The sequence below is a fragment of the Ruegeria sp. F12 genome, assembly GCF_056533885.1.
The window spans coordinates 102960-119863 of the sequence record NZ_JBQFOV010000012.1 but is presented as its reverse complement, the minus strand read 5'-3'; the positions used below and the strand labels follow the sequence as shown (position 1 = coordinate 119863).

General features: G+C 60.1%; 17 protein-coding genes. 13 read left to right on the top strand and 4 right to left on the bottom strand.

The features are described 5' to 3' along the window. The first annotated feature begins 4 nt into the window (after nucleotides 1–4). Both ACR0CA_RS15960 and ACR0CA_RS15955 read left to right on the top strand, forming a co-directional pair. Complete coding sequence (locus ACR0CA_RS15960; RefSeq protein WP_480876218.1) at nucleotides 5–886, top strand: glutathione S-transferase; 882 nt, start codon at nucleotides 5–7, stop codon at nucleotides 884–886. Nucleotides 887–931: 45 nt separating this feature from the next. Beyond that, a complete protein-coding gene (locus ACR0CA_RS15955) occupies nucleotides 932–2443 on the top strand; it encodes a YifB family Mg chelatase-like AAA ATPase (protein WP_480900176.1) in 1512 nt (503 codons plus the stop codon). Here ACR0CA_RS15955 and gshB read toward each other — a convergent pair. The 3 genes from gshB to rsmI form a co-directional block, all read right to left on the bottom strand. Next, nucleotides 2440–3372 (bottom strand): glutathione synthase, encoded by a 933-nt coding sequence (gshB, locus tag ACR0CA_RS15950; RefSeq protein WP_170772470.1) that lies wholly within the window; start codon nucleotides 3370–3372, stop codon nucleotides 2440–2442. The two genes, ACR0CA_RS15955 and gshB, sit on opposite strands and share 4 nt — an antisense overlap. Nucleotides 3373–3433: 61 nt before the next feature. Beyond that, nucleotides 3434–3805 carry a YraN family protein gene (locus ACR0CA_RS15945; protein ID WP_353391236.1) on the bottom strand — a complete coding sequence of 124 codons (372 nt, stop codon included), beginning with the start codon at nucleotides 3803–3805 and terminating at the stop codon, nucleotides 3434–3436. Between the two features lies 1 nt (nucleotide 3806). Next, nucleotides 3807–4664, bottom strand: a complete 858-nt coding sequence (gene rsmI, locus ACR0CA_RS15940; RefSeq protein ID WP_480900174.1) for a 16S rRNA (cytidine(1402)-2'-O)-methyltransferase — start codon at nucleotides 4662–4664, stop codon at nucleotides 3807–3809. A gap of 88 nt (nucleotides 4665–4752) precedes the next feature. On the opposite strand from rsmI, the gene ACR0CA_RS15935 reads away from it, so the two are divergent. Genes ACR0CA_RS15935 through murJ form a run of 3 tightly spaced genes read left to right on the top strand, consistent with a single transcriptional unit; the run spans nucleotide 4753 to nucleotide 10242 of the window. Next, complete coding sequence (locus tag ACR0CA_RS15935; protein WP_170789751.1) at nucleotides 4753–5925, top strand: penicillin-binding protein activator; 1173 nt, start codon at nucleotides 4753–4755, stop codon at nucleotides 5923–5925. Beyond that, nucleotides 5885–8704 (top strand): [protein-PII] uridylyltransferase, encoded by a 2820-nt coding sequence (locus tag ACR0CA_RS15930; RefSeq protein WP_170784849.1) that lies wholly within the window; start codon nucleotides 5885–5887, stop codon nucleotides 8702–8704. Before ACR0CA_RS15935 ends, ACR0CA_RS15930 begins: the two co-directional genes overlap by 41 nt. After that, nucleotides 8701–10242, top strand: coding sequence for a murein biosynthesis integral membrane protein MurJ (gene murJ / locus ACR0CA_RS15925; RefSeq protein WP_480900171.1), 1542 nt, complete (start codon nucleotides 8701–8703; stop codon nucleotides 10240–10242). Before ACR0CA_RS15930 ends, murJ begins: the two co-directional genes overlap by 4 nt. Here the strand turns inward: murJ and ACR0CA_RS15920 are convergent, their stop codons facing one another. Beyond that, a complete protein-coding gene (locus tag ACR0CA_RS15920; protein WP_170772483.1) occupies nucleotides 10243–10929 on the bottom strand; it encodes a rhomboid family intramembrane serine protease in 687 nt (228 codons plus the stop codon). It lies immediately after the preceding gene. 86 nt (nucleotides 10930–11015) lie between these two features. Between ACR0CA_RS15920 and trpS the strand changes: the two genes are divergently transcribed. The 8 genes from trpS (at nucleotide 11016) to ACR0CA_RS15880 (ending at nucleotide 16863) form a co-directional block, all read left to right on the top strand. Further along, complete coding sequence (gene trpS / locus ACR0CA_RS15915; RefSeq protein ID WP_480900169.1) at nucleotides 11016–12044, top strand: tryptophan--tRNA ligase; 1029 nt, start codon at nucleotides 11016–11018, stop codon at nucleotides 12042–12044. Between the two features lie 59 nt (nucleotides 12045–12103). Next, a complete protein-coding gene (locus tag ACR0CA_RS15910; protein ID WP_170789748.1) occupies nucleotides 12104–12967 on the top strand; it encodes a branched-chain amino acid aminotransferase in 864 nt (287 codons plus the stop codon). Nucleotides 12968–13027: 60 nt separating this feature from the next. Continuing rightward, nucleotides 13028–13483 carry a universal stress protein gene (locus ACR0CA_RS15905; protein ID WP_170772489.1) on the top strand — a complete coding sequence of 152 codons (456 nt, stop codon included), beginning with the start codon at nucleotides 13028–13030 and terminating at the stop codon, nucleotides 13481–13483. A 9-nt stretch (nucleotides 13484–13492) separates the two neighbouring features. Continuing rightward, nucleotides 13493–14086 carry a DsbA family protein gene (locus ACR0CA_RS15900; protein WP_480900166.1) on the top strand — a complete coding sequence of 198 codons (594 nt, stop codon included), beginning with the start codon at nucleotides 13493–13495 and terminating at the stop codon, nucleotides 14084–14086. Between the two features lie 69 nt (nucleotides 14087–14155). Continuing rightward, nucleotides 14156–14719, top strand: a complete 564-nt coding sequence (locus ACR0CA_RS15895; protein ID WP_170772492.1) for a NifU family protein — start codon at nucleotides 14156–14158, stop codon at nucleotides 14717–14719. Then, entirely contained in the window at nucleotides 14709–15296 is a 588-nt protein-coding gene (tsaB, locus tag ACR0CA_RS15890; RefSeq protein WP_480900164.1) for a tRNA (adenosine(37)-N6)-threonylcarbamoyltransferase complex dimerization subunit type 1 TsaB, read from the top strand. Before ACR0CA_RS15895 ends, tsaB begins: the two co-directional genes overlap by 11 nt. Next, nucleotides 15293–15706, top strand: a complete 414-nt coding sequence (locus ACR0CA_RS15885) for a GNAT family N-acetyltransferase (protein WP_170789745.1) — start codon at nucleotides 15293–15295, stop codon at nucleotides 15704–15706. Before tsaB ends, ACR0CA_RS15885 begins: the two co-directional genes overlap by 4 nt. Before the next feature lie 158 nt (nucleotides 15707–15864). Then, nucleotides 15865–16863 carry a BMP family lipoprotein gene (locus ACR0CA_RS15880; protein ID WP_170772498.1) on the top strand — a complete coding sequence of 333 codons (999 nt, stop codon included), beginning with the start codon at nucleotides 15865–15867 and terminating at the stop codon, nucleotides 16861–16863. The last annotated feature ends 41 nt before the right edge of the window (nucleotides 16864–16904 follow it).

Below are 16904 nucleotides of genomic sequence, written 5' to 3'. Positions count from 1 at the left end.
CCACATGACTTATGATCTGTTTATCGGGGACCGCCTGTTTTCCAGCTGGTCCATGCGCGGCTGGCTGATGCTAGAACGGTTCGGCCTGCCTTACAAAGCCCATATGATCGGCCTCTATTCCGGCACCATGGCCGAGGATATGAAGCCACTCGCCCCCGCCCGTTTGGTGCCCGCCTTACGCCTGCCCGACGGAACGGTGGTGGGCGAAAGCCTCGCCATGGCCGAAACGCTGGCCGAACGCCACCCCGAGGCCCGATTGTGGCCTGCAGATCCAGCCGCCCGCGCCACCGCGCGCTGGTTATGCGCCGAGTTGGTGGCCGGGTTCACCGCCTTGCGCGGCGAATGCCCGATGCAGTTGCACCATTGCTGGACTGGGTTTGAACCATCGGCCGATACACTGCGTGACCTTGATCGGATCGAGACCCTTTGGGCGCATGCTCGCAGCGTATCCGGGGCGGTCAGCGGCCCACTGTTTGGGGACTATTCCCTTGCGGATGTGTTCTACACACCCGTGGCCGCGCGGATTATCGGCTATGGCCTGCCCGTTTCGGACGCAAACCGAACCTATTGCCTTGAAATGCTGTCTGACCTGTCCGTCCGCCAATGGCGCGCGATGGGATTGACTGTGTCCTATAACCCCTTCCCTTATGCATTGGATCTGGCCACCCAGCCATGGCCAGTCGGGTCGCCCGCAGCCCGCGCCGTGGATGCAGGCCCCTCGGTCAACGCCACCTGCCCCTATTCCGGCGACCCTGTGACGGATTTCCTTGAATTGGATGGCCGCATCTGGGGCTTCTGCAACCCGTTCTGCCGTGACAAAACCGCCGCAGACCCTGGCGCTTGGCCGAAATTCTCTGACATGGTCGCAGGCGTTAACGATTCCTAAACCGCCTGCGTGCCAGCAACGACCTGTTAACCCAAAAGGTCGTTCATGGTCGCCCGCTCTCATACCGTCGCTTTCCAAGGGGTCGAGGCCCGCCCGGTCGAGGTGCAATGCGCCGTCTCGCCGGGCCTGCCCGCCTTTTCCATCGTCGGCCTGCCCGACAAGGCCGTGTCCGAGGCCCGCGACCGGGTGCGCAGCGCGCTCAGTTCCATGGCCATCGCGCTGCCGTCCAAACGCATCACTATCAACCTTTCGCCCGCCGACCTGCCGAAAGAGGGCAGCCATTTCGACCTGCCCATCGCCGTCGCGCTGCTGTCTGCATTGGAAATAATCCCTCCCGATGCTGCCGAAGGCGCGGTTTCGCTGGGTGAGCTGTCATTGGACGGATCGCTCGTACCCGTCGTCGGCGCCCTGCCCGCCGCCATGACCGCCGCCGCCGAAGATCGCGCGCTGCTGTGCCCCAAAGCCTCCAGCGCCGAGGCGGCTTGGGTCGATGCTACACAGGTTATTGGGGCCACATCACTGGGCGATGTGGTGCGGCATTTCTCAGGTCAGGCCCCTTTATCCGCCGCCCAACCCGGCGAGGTCTGCCTTGCGCCCAGCGTCCGCGACCTGCGCGACGTGAAAGGGCAAGAGCGAGCCAAACGCGCGTTAGAGATCGCCGCTGCCGGGCGGCATCACCTGATCATGATCGGCACACCGGGGTCGGGCAAATCGATGCTGGCCGCGCGTCTGCCGGGAATTCTGCCGCCTCTGACCCCATCCGAGGCACTGGAAACCTCTATGATCCAGTCGCTCTGCGGATTGCTTGACGAAGGCGGGATCAGCCGCACCCGCCCATTCCGAGAACCGCATCACACCGCCTCGATGGCTGCGATTGTCGGCGGTGGTCGAGGCGCGAAACCCGGTGAGATTTCCTTGGCTCATAACGGGGTTCTGTTCATGGACGAATTCCCTGAATTTCCACGCACCGTTCTGGAAACCCTGCGCCAACCGATTGAAACGGGCGAGGTCATGGTGGCCCGCGCCAATGCCCATGTGAAATACCCCTGCCGCTTCATGCTGGTGGCCGCCGCCAACCCCTGCAAATGCGGCTACCTGACCGACCCTGCCCGCGCCTGTTCCCGCGCGCCGGTCTGTGGCGAGGATTATCTGGGCCGCATCTCTGGCCCGCTGATGGATCGGTTCGACTTGCGGATCGAGGTGCCTCCGGTCGGGTTCACCGATTTGGACCTGCCGCCTTCTGGGGACAGCTCCGCCACCGTTGCCGCACGGGTCGAAGCCGCACGCGCCGTGCAGGCTCAGCGGTTCGAGGGCATGGAGCCCCGCCAGAACGCGGATATGGAGGGTAAGCTGCTGGAGGAAATCGCCGCCCCCGACGCCGAAGGCAAAGAGCTGTTGCTGAAAGCCGCCGAACGGTTCGGCCTGTCGGCGCGCGCCTATCACCGCATCCTGCGGGTCGCGCGCACCATTGCCGATCTTGAGGGCGCGCGGGATATCCGCCGCCCCCATGTGGCCGAGGCGCTGAGCTTTCGTATCAGCGCCCGGGCGGCGTCTTAAACCTTGGCTTCAATCGCCTGCCAGATCTTTTCAGCGATGTTGACACCGTCGAACCGTTCCAGCTCCTGAATGCCGGTGGGCGAGGTCACGTTGATCTCGGTCAGGTAATCTCCGATCACGTCGATGCCGACGAAAATCTGGCCTTTTTCTTTCAGCAAAGGACCAATGGCGGCGCAAATCTCCAAATCCCGGTCGGACAGGCCAATCTTTTCAGGGCGACCGCCCACATGCATGTTCGACCGCGTCTCGCCCTTGGCTGGCACGCGATTGATTGCGCCAACCGGCTCACCATCCACAAGGATCACACGTTTGTCGCCGTTGCTTACATCGGGCAGGAACTTCTGAACAATCAGCGGCTCGCGCGAGAAACCGGTGAACAACTCATGCAACGAAGTCAGGTTGCGGTCGTTGGCATCCAGCCGGAACACGCCCGCACCACCATTGCCATAAAGCGGCTTGAGGATGATATCGCCATGCTTTTCCTTGAAAGCTTTGATTGTCTGCAGATCGCGCGCAATCGTTGTCGGTGGCGTCAGATCGGGGAAATCCAGCACCAGCAGCTTTTCGGGGTAATTGCGCACCCAAAACGGATCATTGACCACCAGCGCCTTGCCCTTCAAACGGTCTAACAAATGCGTCGAGGTGATGTAGTGCATATCGAACGGTGGATCCTGCCGCAGCCAGACCACATCGAAATCAGCCAGATCAACCTCACGCTCAGGCCCCAGTTCAGCCGGGTTTCCTGCCACACGCTGCACCGTCATGTCATGGCCGCGTGCTTTTATGCGCCCTTCCTGATACGCCAACTGATCCGGTCCGTAGAAAAACAGCGAATGCCCACGTGCCTGCGCCTCTTCGGCCAGTCGGAATGAGCTGTCTGCATTGATATCCACGGCCCCGATTGGGTCCATCTGAAAGGCGATTTTCATGGCGTGTCCCTCAGTTTCACGCCAGATACATGGCCCAGCGAGCCCGAGGGTTCAATGGGGGTCAGGCTTGCCCAAAGGCGTTTTCAACGATTTTGACTGCGCCAGTTGCATCCACCAGCGCTGCGTCAAAGCGCACATTCGTCAGTTGTCCTGCGGGTTCATTTTCCAAAAACTGTGAAGCAGAGGCGCAGATCCGTTTCATCTGACGCTGGTTGATCCGTGCCGCAGCTCGGTCAAAACTGCTGCTTTTCTTAACTTCAATGAACACAAGGCAGTCACCATCCCGCGCGATCAGGTCAATCTCCCCTCCGGCCCCGCGCCAACGGCGATGTGCGATGGAATAGCCGCGACGTTCATAGTCCGTAGCCACCTGCAATTCAGCGGATTGGCCTGCCTGATAAGAAACTGAACTTCGAACAGCGCGTGCGGACATGTCATCTCTTTCCCAGCTTCAGAGCCTTTTGATAGATCGGGCGACGGGGCAGTTTGAACATATCCGACACCAGATCTGCCGCATCCCGAACCGAATGGGTTTCCAAGGCTTCCTTCAAAGCCTGTTCTACGTCCAATTCGTTAACAGTTTCCGAATGCCCGCGATCCACAAGCAGGACAATTTCGCCTTTGACAGTCTGTCCGCTTAAATCAGCGGCCAACTCGGCCAGAGTTCCGCGTTTCACTTCCTCGAATTTCTTGGTCAGTTCCCGGCACATTGCCGCTTGTCTTGTGTTACCCAACACTGCGGCCAAGTCCGACAGGCAGGCCGCAACGCGCTTGGGTGATTCGTAGAAGATCAGTGTGCCCGGCACATCGCGCAGCGCCTCGATCCTTGACTTTCGCGCGTTCGACGTGTTGGGCAGGAATCCAGCGAAAAAGAAGGCATCCGTGGGCAGGCCAGCAAGCGTCAGCGCCATCAAAGCCGCCGAGGGACCTGGGGCGCATGTGACGGTGTGCCCCGCTTCGGCCGCCTGGCGGCCAAGGTCATAGCCCGGATCGGCAATCAAAGGCATCCCGGCTTCGGACGCGTAGGCCACCGAGCTGCCATCCGCCAGAGCTTGCAGAATTTTCTGTCGCGCGCCAGCGCCGCTGTGATCGTGATAGGCCAGAATACGACGGCCTTCCAGCGGAACACCGTGTATCTCCATCAACCGGCGCAGGCTGCGGGTGTCTTCAGCCGCGATCACATCTGCCGAGGCCAACACGTCCAGTGCCCTGAGCGTAATGTCGCGCGCCGTGCCGATCGGAGTGGCAACAAAATACAGGCCCGGGCCCAATCTGACTTTTTGGTGATTCAAAGCTGGACCCTCACAGCGTGACGTTTATTATCGCGGCCTAACAGAATGGCGGAGCATCAAGCCGCTGGGACAGGGAGTTTTCTTTTAGATGTTTAGCGTTTGCAAGCCCGTTCGCAAACTGGCGAAATCCGCCATCGCATTGGCAACCGCGGCGCTTTTGACCGCCTGCGTCCCCGGCGGAACCGGTGGTGGCCCGTCGATCAACACGTCCAAACCTGTTCCCGTGGCCCTGCTGGTTCCAGCAGGTTCAGCGAATTCGGGTGACGCAGCGCTGGCCCGTAGCCTGGAAAACGCGGCCCGCCTGGCCATGGCGGACTTGCAGAATGTGCAAATTGATCTGAGGGTCTATGACACGCAAGGCAACTCGGGCACAGCCTCGGCTGCGGCGCAACGTGCGGTTGCCGAGGGGGCCAAAATCATCCTGGGGCCGGTTTATGCGCAGGCCGCAAACTCGGCCGGTCTGGCGGTTTTGAACAACAACGTCAATGTCCTCTCCTTCTCAAACAACACAAGCATTGCAGGTGGCAATGTTTTTGTTCTGGGTCCGACTTTTGACAACACGGCCAACAGGCTGGTCAATTTCGCTGGATCGCAAGGCAAGAACGGAATGGTCATCGTACATTCCAACGATGCCGCGGGCCAGTTGGGCCAATCCGCAATTGCCCGCGCGCTGAGCACCAGCCGGGTGAATAATGCGGGCACGGTCGGCTATGACCGGTCGCAACAGGGCGTGATCAACTCGGTGCCGACGATCAAAGCAACCGTCGATGCCGCAGGCGCGGATTCGATCATCCTGACAGCGACTACGGCGGGGGCTCTGCCGCTGCTGTCGCAGCTTTTGCCCGAAGCAGGCGTGTCACCGACCATAACGCAATATATTGGCCTGACCCGCTGGGACATCCCGGCACAAACACTAGAGCTGCCGGGTGTGCAGGGGGGCTGGTTCGCATTGCCCGACCCTGCCAAGGCGCAAGCCTACCGCCAGCGTTATAACAACACCTATGGCGAAGCACCTCATCCGATCAGCGGGTTGGCCTATGATGGTATTGCCGCGATCGGCGCTCTAGTCAGCCAGGGGAAAGCAGACGCGCTGACAGCTTCGGCCCTGACCCAGAATGCCGGTTTCCAAGGTGTCGGCGGCATCTTCCGCCTGCGCCCCGATGGCACCAATGAACGAGGTCTGGCAGTCGCCACGATCCAGAATAAACAGGTAGTAGTGATTGACCCTGCCCCACAAAGCTTCTCTGGCGCCGGTTTCTGATCGACCGGCCCTGACGCTGACCCCCAAGGGTGAGCTGATTTGCCCGGCCGAAGATATTTTCGACAGTGCCGCCGTCATGGCCGATCTTTCGGAGGCCTTTGAAAACACCGCAGACAACAGCGCGCGGCGATCCGAGACTGTGCGCGTCCTGCGTGCTGCGCAAAAGGCTGGGCGTCAGGCCATTGCCGACGCCTTTGCCCAGCGTCCGTTCGACGCGCGCCCTTTAACCCATTCCTACACCTATCTGACCGATGGGCTGGTCTGTACGGCGATGCAGGTGGCCAGCCAGGATCTGCACCCTCTGGCGACGCCAACGCAGGGCGAAAGGATCGCGGTTCTGGCAGTGGGCGGCTATGGCCGGGGTGAAATGGCCCCGTCATCGGATGTCGATCTGCTGTTTCTGACCCCCTACAAGATCACCGCCTGGGCCGAGAGTGTTATCGAATCCATGCTGTATATCCTGTGGGATCTGCGGCTGAAGGTCGGGCATTCCTCGCGCACGATCAAGGATTGCCTGCGGCTGGGGGCCGAGGATTTCACCATCCGAACGGCGATGCTGGAACAGCGCTATCTGGCTGGTGAAACAACATTGTCAGATGAACTGAACACCCGCTTGCGGGATGAGCTGTTCAAAGGCAGCGAACGGGCCTTTATCGAAGCCAAACTGCAAGAGCGTGACGAACGCCACCAGAAGCAAGGCCAGCGCTATATGGTCGAGCCCAATGTCAAAGAGGGCAAAGGCGGGCTGCGTGATCTCCAATCGCTCTATTGGATCGCCAAGTACATTTATGGCGTGCAGGACGTGGCCGAACTGGTGCCACTTGGCCTGTTCACACCTGATGAGTTCAACACATTCGTTCAGGCCGAAGATTTCCTGTGGGCCGTGCGCTCGCACCTGCATCTGGTCACTGGGCGCGCAACCGAACAACTGACCTTTGACATGCAGGTCGAGGTGGCCGAGCGCATGGGATACGAGGATCGCGCCGGACGACGCGCGGTCGAGGTGTTCATGCAGCGCTATTTCCGCGAAGCGACGAAGGTGGGTGAGCTGACCCGCATCTTCCTGACTAAGTTGGAAGCCACCCATATGAAGGGAGCGCCTCTGCTTGAGCGGATATTCCGTCGCCGTCCAAAGGCCAAACCAGGTTACAAGGTGGTGCATGGACGTCTGGATGTGGCCAACGCCGAGACGTTTCTGGCCGATAAGCTGAACCTGCTGCGCCTGTTCGAAGAAGGGTTGCGCACGGGGATGCTGATTCACCCGGATGCGATGCGCTTGGTAACAGCCAATCTGAACCTGATCGACGACGACATGCGCGAGGACAAGGAAGCCCAGCGCATCTTCCTTGATCTGATGCTGAAACATGGCAATCCAGAACGCGCCCTGCGCCGGATGAACGAGTTGGGGGTCCTGTCGGCCTTTATCCCGGAATTCGAGCACATCGTCGCGATGATGCAGTTCAACATGTATCACAGCTACACGGTGGACGAGCACACCATCCAGTGCATCGTGAACCTCGCCCAGATCGAACGGGGCGAGTTGATCGAGTCACTACCGCTGGCCTCTTCGATTCTGAAAAAGGGGGTGAACCGCAAGGTTCTGTATGTCGCCCTGCTGATCCACGATATTGCCAAGGGGCGGCCCGAAGATCACTCGATCCTCGGCGCACAGTTGGCCCGCAAAATTGCACCTCGGCTTGGGTTGAACAAGGCTGACGCGGAAACGGTCGAATGGCTGGTGCGCTATCATTTGCTGATGTCCGACATGGCGCAGAAGCGCGATATTTCCGACCCGCGCACAGTGCGCGACTTTGCTAAGGCGGTGAAGACGGTCAAGCGGCTGGACCTGCTGACTGTCCTGACGGTCTGTGACATTCGCGGCGTCGGTCCGGATACCTGGAACAACTGGAAGGCCACCCTGTTGCGCGCACTGCACGCGGAAACCAAACGCGCGCTTGAGACCGGGATGGAAGACCTCAACCGTGCCAATCGCGGGGCTGAGGCGAAAAAGACCCTACGCGCCGAATTGGCCGATTGGTCCAAGGCCGACCTCAAGACCGAGACCGGGCGGCATTACGACCCGTATTGGCAGGGGCTCAACCTCTCGACCCATGTGGAATTCGCGGAGATGCTGCAGGCACTTGACCGCAGTGGCGACGCGGGCGCGATGGAGATTCGCCTGCAACCGGACGAGGACCGCGACGCCACCCGCGCCTGTTTCGCCATGGGCGACCATCCGGGCATCTTTGCACGGATTGCGGGGGCCTTGGCGCTGGTTGGGGCGAACGTGGTCGACGCGCGCAGCTATACGACCAAGGATGGTTATGTCACGGATGCATTCTGGATACAGGACGCAGATGGCCGCCCATTCGAAGCCAGCCGCCTGCCACGCCTGACGCAGATGATACACAAAACGCTAAAGGGCGAAGTTGTGGCGCGCGACGCGCTGAAATCGCGCGACAAGATCAAGAAACGCGAACGCGCCTTTAACGTGCCGACACATATCATCTTCGACAATGACGGGTCTGAAATCTATACGATTATCGAGGTCGATACCCGCGACCGCCCCGGTCTGCTCTATGATCTGGCGCGCACGCTGGCCGCAGCCAATGTTTATGTCGCCAACGCGGTGATCGCGACCTATGGCGAGCAGGTGGTGGACACGTTCTATGTCAAGGATATGTTCGGGCTGAAATACCACTCCGAAAGCAAGCAGCGTGGGCTTGAGGCCAAGCTGCGCAAAGCCATCACCGAGGGCGCCGAGCGCGCGGAATCATGAAGCAGATCCGGCTGTTCTCGGGCCTGTTCACGGTCGGGTTCTGGACCCTGGCCAGTCGGATATTGGGGTTTCTGCGGGAAATCCTGCTGACGGCTTTTATCGGGCCGGGCCCGGTGATGGACGCCTTTGTGGCCGCCTTCCGCCTGCCCAACATGTTCCGCCGCTTCTTTGCCGAAGGTGCGTTCAACGCGGCCTTCGTGCCGATGTTTTCCAAACGGCTGGAAGGGGACGAGAACGCCGAAGGATTCGCACAGGATGCCTTCAACCTGCTGGCCGTGGCCGTTTTAGCGCTGGTTGGGCTGGCGATGGTGTTCATGCCCGCACTGGTCTGGATAACCGCCGAAGGGTTCTATGGCGACGACCGGTTCGATCTGGCCGTGGATTATGGTTACGTAGTTTTTCCCTACATCCTGTTCATGTCACTGGCCGCACTGTTTTCGGGCGTTCTGAACGCCACGGGCCGCTTTGCGGCCGCTGCCGCAGCGCCCGTTCTGCTGAACATCTTTGCCTGCACCGCCATGATCGCCGGAGCCCTGTCGGGCGGCGAAGTCATCCGCTGGCTGATCGCCATCATCCCCTTGGCCGGTGTGGCGCAGCTTGCGCTGGTCTGGGTCGCGACCGAGCGCGCGGGTATCCGCATCCGCCCCGGCCTGCCGAAACTCAGCCCCGAGATGAAGCGTATGGTCCGCATCGCCGTCCCCGCCGCGCTGGCGATGGGGGTGACGCAGGTCAATCTGGTGGTGGGGCAGCTTGTGGCCTCAAAAACCGAAAACGCGGTCAGTTGGTTGTTTGCCGCGGACCGGCTGTATCAACTGCCCTTGGGTGTGGTGGGCATCGCCGTTGGAATCGTGTTGCTGCCTGACCTGTCCCGCCGCCTGCGTGCGGGTGACAAAGACGGTGCCCGCAACGCCTTTTCCCGCGCCGGAGAGTTCACGCTGCTGCTGACCCTTCCATCAACCGTGGCCTTTGTGATCATGCCGATCCCTCTGGTCTCGGTCCTGTTCGAGCGTGGCCAATTCACCGCCGAGGATACCGCCGCCACCGCGCTGGCCGTGGCGATCTATGGTATCGGCCTGCCGGCTTTCATGCTGCAAAAGCTGTTGCAACCGCTGTTCTTCGCGCGCGAGGACACAAAATCTCCGTTCCGCTATGCGGCGGTGGCGATGGTGGTGAATGCGGGGCTGGCCTTTGGGCTTTATCCGCTGGTGGGCTGGATTGCGCCTGCGATTGCGGCCTCGGTCGCCGGGTGGGCCATGGTCGGACTGCTCGCGCTAGGAGCGCGACGCATGGGCGAGGAGGCGCGCTTTGATGACCGGTTCAAACACCGGGCATGGCGGATCGTGGCCGCATCGCTTGGGATGGGCGTTGGCCTTTTTGCCGCGCTTTCCCTGTTCGGGTGGGCATTTCACCTGCCAGGCTGGCGTTATGTGGCACTGTTGGCCCTCATCATCGGTGCGGCAGCGTTGTATTTTGTGCTGGGCCACCTTCTGCGCGCCTTTGAAATCACCGAGTTCAAAAAGGCACTGCGGCGGTCCTGATCAATCGCGGCGGATACCCCCAATGATCCTTGTCCAACCGCCGGGACCAACCACAAATGACAGAGCAAAGCCTGTAGCGAACCCGCCCAGATCCGCCACCCAATCCAGCGTTCCGCCAAAAAGCAGGCCAAACACAAGTTGGATGCCCATCAGAACCGCGATCAGACTGAACGCGCGCGACTGGTTCTCACCGACGAGCGACAGCTTGCGCCACAAGATCCACGTGAACGCGCCGATCAGGCCGTAGACCGGAGGGAACCCTCCTACCAAGGGATAGCGCGGGTCCAAGAGCAGTGCATAGACCAGCGCACCGCCAATGCCCGAGACAACAAAGATCACAAGCATCGCAACACTGCCAAAAACCTCGGCCACCATCTTGCCCATGGCCAGAACAAAAACACAGACAAAGACCGCCTGCGTGAAATTGGCCGAGACAAACGGGTAAGTCACAAAGCGGATCAGGTGTTCAAACGGCCAGCGCCCGTTTTTCATCATCCAATCGAAAATGTCCGGCGAAAACGCGTAGTGCTGCAAGGCATCCAGCCGCCAACCAATCGCTCCTGGTCCGCCGACCAGACCACGCGCGCCCAGCATGAAGATCACCTCGATCCCGAAAATGAACAAGACCAGCGCCACCACCACGGGCGGCAAAGGGTTCACGGCGGGTGTATAATGCTCACTGCTCATTGGGCTGGCCTTTCGCGGCTGTTGACGTCCCTTTGCCTCATGGGTAAGCGACGGGGGCTGATTTTTCCAGACGGGAGTTCCCTTCGATGACCGACACCCAGTTCACACCGCGCGTGTTTTCCGGCATCCAGCCGTCGGGGAACCTGCACCTTGGCAACTACCTGGGTGCGCTCAAGCGGTTCGTGGATATGCAGGGCGACGATTTTGAGACCATCTATTGCATGGTCGATCTGCACGCGATCACCGTCTGGCAGGACCCCACCCGCCTGCGCGAAAAGACCCGCGAGGTTTGCGCAGGCTTTATCGCTGCTGGCCTGGACCCGGAAAAATCCATCCTGTTCAATCAAAGCCAAGTGCCCGAGCACACGCAACTGGCCTGGATTTTCAACTGTATCGCCCGGATGGGTTGGATGCAGCGGATGACGCAGTTCAAGGATAAGGCCGGCAAGAATGCTCAGAATGCCTCACTGGGTCTGTTTGCCTATCCGGCGCTGATGGCGGCGGATATTCTGACCTATCACGCGACGCATGTGCCGGTGGGTGAGGATCAGAAACAGCATCTGGAACTGACCCGCGACATCGCCATCAAGTTCAACCATGACTATGGCGTCGAGTTCTTCCCGGTGACCGAACCCGTCATCGGCGGCCCCGCCCCGCGCGTGATGAACCTGCGGGACGGGTCGCGCAAGATGTCGTCCTCGGACCCGTCGGATATGACGCGGATCAACATGAGCGATGACGCCGACACGATTGCCAAGAAAATCCGCAAGGCCAAGACCGACCCCGATGCTCTGCCTTCGGATGTGGATGGCCTGTCCGAACGCCCTGAGGCGCGCAATCTGGTCAATATCTACGCGGCGCTCAGCGATCAGACCGCCGAGCAGGTTCTGGCCGAGGTTGGCGGCAAGCAGTTTGGCGAGTTCAAACCGATGCTGGCCGAACTGGCCGTGTCGAAACTGGCTCCGATTTCGGGCGAGATGGCCCGCCTGATGGGCGAAGAGGACGAGATTGACCGGATTCTGGCCAATGGGGCAGAAAAGGCGCGCGCTGTTGCCGCCCCGATCCTGCAACAAACTTACGAAATCGTGGGCATGGTTGGCGCAAAACAGGGCTGATTGCTCTGGACGTTACCGCGGCGTCTTCCTAGGTTTGCCGCAAAGCTTGGGAGGGCGTAATGGCAGTCGGCAAGAATATTCGCACGTATTTCGAAGGTCAGTGGCATGACGGGGATGCGCCCATCATGCGGGCAGCCGATCACGGCGCTTGGCTGGGGTCGTCCGTCTTCGATGGAGCCCGCTATTTCGACGGTCTGGTCCCAGATCTTGAGGCGCACTGTGCCCGCGTGAACCGCTCAGCCGAGGCTTTGATGCTGACGCCGTTTGTGACCACCGAGCAGATGGTCGAGATCATCCGCGAAGGGCTGGAAAGTTATGCGCCGGACGCAGCGGTTTATATCCGTCCGATGTATTGGGGCATCGACGGCGACCGCACGGCGATCGTGCCACTGGAGAACAGTACGGGCTTCGCGATTTGCCTGGAAGAGATTCCAATGGCGCCCGAATCTGCGTCGGTGACACTGGGCTATACGCGCTTCCGTCGCCCGGTTCTGGAGTCGGCGGTTGTGAACGCCAAGGCAGGCTGTCTCTACCCCAACAACGCGCGAATGTTGCAAGAGGTTCGGTCCAACGGTTTCTCAAACGCGCTGGTCGCGGATGCGTTGGGACATGTGGCTGAAACCGCGACCGCCAACATCTTTATGGTCCGGGATGGCGAGGTGCTTACCCCCACCCCGAACGGCACCTTTCTGGCCGGAATCACCCGCGCGCGCCATATCGAAAACCTGCGTGCAGACGGTGTGACCGTGCACGAAGCGATCCTGAGTTTCGAGGATTTCCACAAAGCTGATGAGGTCTTCATGACCGGCAACATGAGCAAAATCACCCCGGTCACGGCGCTGCAGGATACGCAATATCAGGTCGGGCCTATCGCCCGTCGTGCGCGCGAGTTGTATTGGGATTGGGCTGCCAGCTCGCGATAGGCTTCGGTTGCCAGCGCGCATCAGGTCGGGCATGATCGCCCGAAATGAATGAGGACACCCATGCGTAAGTTCCTGGTGGTATTGGATGACAGCCGCGAATGTCTGAACGCAATGCGTTTTGCAGCTATGCGCGCGGCGCATACCGGCGGTGGCGTGACGATCCTGTCGGTCATTCCCCCCGATGAGTTCAACCACTGGATCGGCGTGGCAGAAGTGATGCGCGAAGAAGCCCGTGAACGTATCCACGCCCATTATGAGGTTTTCGCAAAGTGGATGCGTGACAAGCAGGGCGTCGACCCCGAATTGGCCATTCGCGAAGGCGACCCCGTGCCGCAGATCATCGAACACGTGCAATCCGACCCCGAGATTGGCGTACTCGTTCTGGGTGCAGGTGTCGAAAAGAAAGGGCCCGGCCCGCTGGTCACGCAACTGACCAAGAACTCGGGCAGCCTGCCAATTCCGATCACTATCGTTCCGGGTGACCTGAGCAAGGAAAAGCTGGAAGCGATTACCTAAGGGTCAACCATGACGCTCAGCATTCAGTTCTGGTTCGAGTTCGCCTCAACCTATTCCTACCTCAGCGCGATGCGGATCGAAGACGCCGCAGGTCGCCATGGCGTTAAGGTCGATTGGCAACCCTTTCTGCTGGGGCCGATATTTGCTGCGCAAGGTTGGAACGACTCGCCTTTCAACCTCTATCCCGCCAAAGGTGACTACATGTGGCGGGATATGGAACGGCTGACAACGCAACGCGGGCTGCCGTTCCAGCGTCCCGGCATGTTTCCTCAGAACGGTTTGAAAGCAGCGCGGTTGACACTGGCGATTAAGGATGCGGCCCCAAAGGCCAAGTTTGTGCGGGCGGTCTATTCCGCAGAGTTTGCGGACGGTCAGAATATCGCCGACGATGACGTACTTGCCGGTTGCTTGAGCGCGGTTGGGTTGTCTGCGGGTTTCATAGACCAAGCACAGGACCCGGCGATCAAGGCGGCCCTGATCGAACAGTCCAAAAACGCGCAGGCCAAGGGGCTATTCGGTGCGCCCAGTTTTCTGGTTGGGGATGAGTTGTTCTGGGGCGATGACCGTCTGGACGATGCGATAAAGTTGGCGGCTGAAATTTAGAACCGTTCCAAATCTTGACTTCCCGCGCATGGACCCGCATATCAGGAACAACTGAAACGGAGCCGCGCCATGTTCATCCAGACCGAATCCACGCCGAACCCCGCCACCCTGAAATTCCTGCCCGGCCAGACCGTGCTGGAGGCAGGAACTGCAGACTTTCCATCGGCAGACGCGGCAGAGAAATCACCTCTGGCCAACCGGATTTTCACCGTCAGCGGTGTAACTGGCGTGTTCTTTGGCAATGATTTCGTAACCGTCACCAAATCGGAAGACGTGCAGTGGGACCATATCAAACCCGCTATCCTTGGCGCGGTGATGGAGCACTACCAATCCGGCCAGCCGGTCATGGCGGCAGATGCCACGACAGAGTCGGGCCACGCAGAACATACCGGCGAAGACGCCGAGGTGGTCAACCAGATCAAGGACCTGCTGGACAGTCGTGTGCGCCCTGCGGTCGCTCAGGATGGTGGTGACATCACCTTCCACGGATTTGACCGCGGCGTTGTCTATCTGCACATGCAGGGGGCTTGCGCGAACTGCCCGTCCTCGACCCTGACACTGAAAATGGGGATCGAGAACCTGCTGCGTCACTACATCCCCGAAGTGACCGAGGTACGCCCTGTTGCCGTCTGATCCGATCATTCTGGCGTTTGACACATCGGCCGCGCATTGCGCGGCCGCTTTGTTAGACGGGGACCAGATCGTCGCAACCCGCGTTGAACAGATGACACGTGGCCAGGCCGAACGTCTGATGCCCCTGCTTGAGGAATTGCTAGCTGAGGCAGACTGCACATGGCAGGATCTGTCGGCCATCGGCGTCGGCATCGGACCGGGCAATTTCACTGGCATCCGCATATCGGTATCCGCTGCACGTGGCCTTGTATTGGGTTTGGGCATCCCTGCGGTCGGAGTCTCGGGGTTCGATGCGCTTGCCGATGGCGCAGAAGACGCGGTTCCCGCCATTCGCGCGCCCCGCGATCAAGTCTATGTTGCGCCTGCTGGTCACTCGCCCGCTCTGATCCCGCTTGATCAGGCAGAATCACTCGGCCCGTTGAATTTCAATGACAACGCTGAATTGCAGGTCCGCGGCATCGCGCATGTGACCCGACAGAGATGGCAGAGCAATGACGGCCCTCCGGCCCCGCTTTATGCGCGGGCTGCAGACGCCGCTCCGTCCAAGGACCTGCCTCCGGTCCTGCTGGACGAATGACCCCCCGCGCGTTGGCCGGCACCCACGCGGCGGCCTTCACGCAGTCGCGACCGTGGACCGAGGCCGAATTCAACGACCTTCTACAGAATCACTTTACCCATGTGGTTGGAAACGAACACTCTTTCGCACTGATTCAGGTCATCGCAGACGAGGCCGAACTGCTGACAATAGCGACCTGCCCCCAGATGCAGCGTCAGGGGTTGGCGCGGGCGCGGATGGAAGAATGGCACGCTTTGGCAAAAACTTTGGGCGCGAGGCGAGCTTTTCTGGAAGTGGCGCAAGACAATGCTGCGGCAATTTCCCTGTATGAAACCTGCGGCTATCGCCCCTGCGGATTGCGACGGGGCTACTATGTGCGCGAAAACAATCAGAAAATTGACGCCGTTGTGATGGAATGTGACTTGACCTGAACGACGTATCAAATTTTTTTCGACCAGTTGGTCAAAAATCAGTTGACCCCGGCTGTTGCAAACGGCCTTAATTCCCGCCATCACAACAGATATGCTCGCTCTTAGTGGGTGAACGGGGCTATCTTGGCCCCGACCGACAATAACAACGGGAGTAACAAATGACCCTGATGAAATCCTTGATGGGCGCCGCCGCGGCCGTCGCACTGACCGCAGGTGCGGCCCTCGCTGAACCGGCCCTGATCTTCGACCTGGGTGGTAAGTTTGACAAATCGTTCAACGAGGCCGCCCATAATGGCGCGCAGCGTTGGGCCGATGAAACCGGTGGCAGCTATCGCGAGATCGAACTGCAATCCGAAGCCCAGCGCGAACAAGCTCTGCGCCGCTTTGCCGAGGCCGGTCTGAACCCGATCATCACCATGGGCTTTGCCATGGCCGATCCGCTGTCGGCTGTTGCGGGCGACTATCCCGACACCAAATTCGTCGCAGTTGACGTGAACTGGCTGGACGCGCCCAACGTGCGTCAGATCGGCTTTGCCGAGCATGAGGGCTCGTATTTGGTTGGCATGATGGCAGCGATGGCGTCTGAATCTGGCACCGTTGGTTTCATTGGCGGCATGGACATCCCGCTGATCCGTCACTTTGGCTGCGGCTATGCCCAAGGTGCCAAAGCTGTGAACCCTGACATTGAAGTTGTTGCCAACATGACCGGCACCACCCCTGCAGCCTGGAACGACCCGGTGAAGGGCTCGGAACTGACCAAGGCGCAGATCAGCCAGGGTGCTGACGTGATCTACGCAGCCGCAGGCGGCACCGGCGTGGGTGTTCTGCAAACCGCTGCCGACGAAGGCATTCTGTCGATCGGCGTGGACAGCAACCAGAACCACCTGCATCCGGGTAAGGTACTGACTTCGATGCTGAAACGCGTGGACGTCGCCGTTTATGACGCGATGAAAGCGGGTGAGAACCTTGAAACCGGCGTCTTCGCCATGGGTCTGGCCGAAGAAGGCGTAGGCGTTGCCATGGACGACAACAACGCGTCGCTGGTCTCGGACGAGATGAAAGGCGCGGTCGACAAGGCGCGTCAGGACATCATTGACGGCAATGTCACGGTGACCAGCTATTACGAGAACGACAGCTGCCCCGCACTGCAGTTCTGATATCGCGCGGGCGGGGGTTTAGCCTCCGCCCGGCCTCCTAC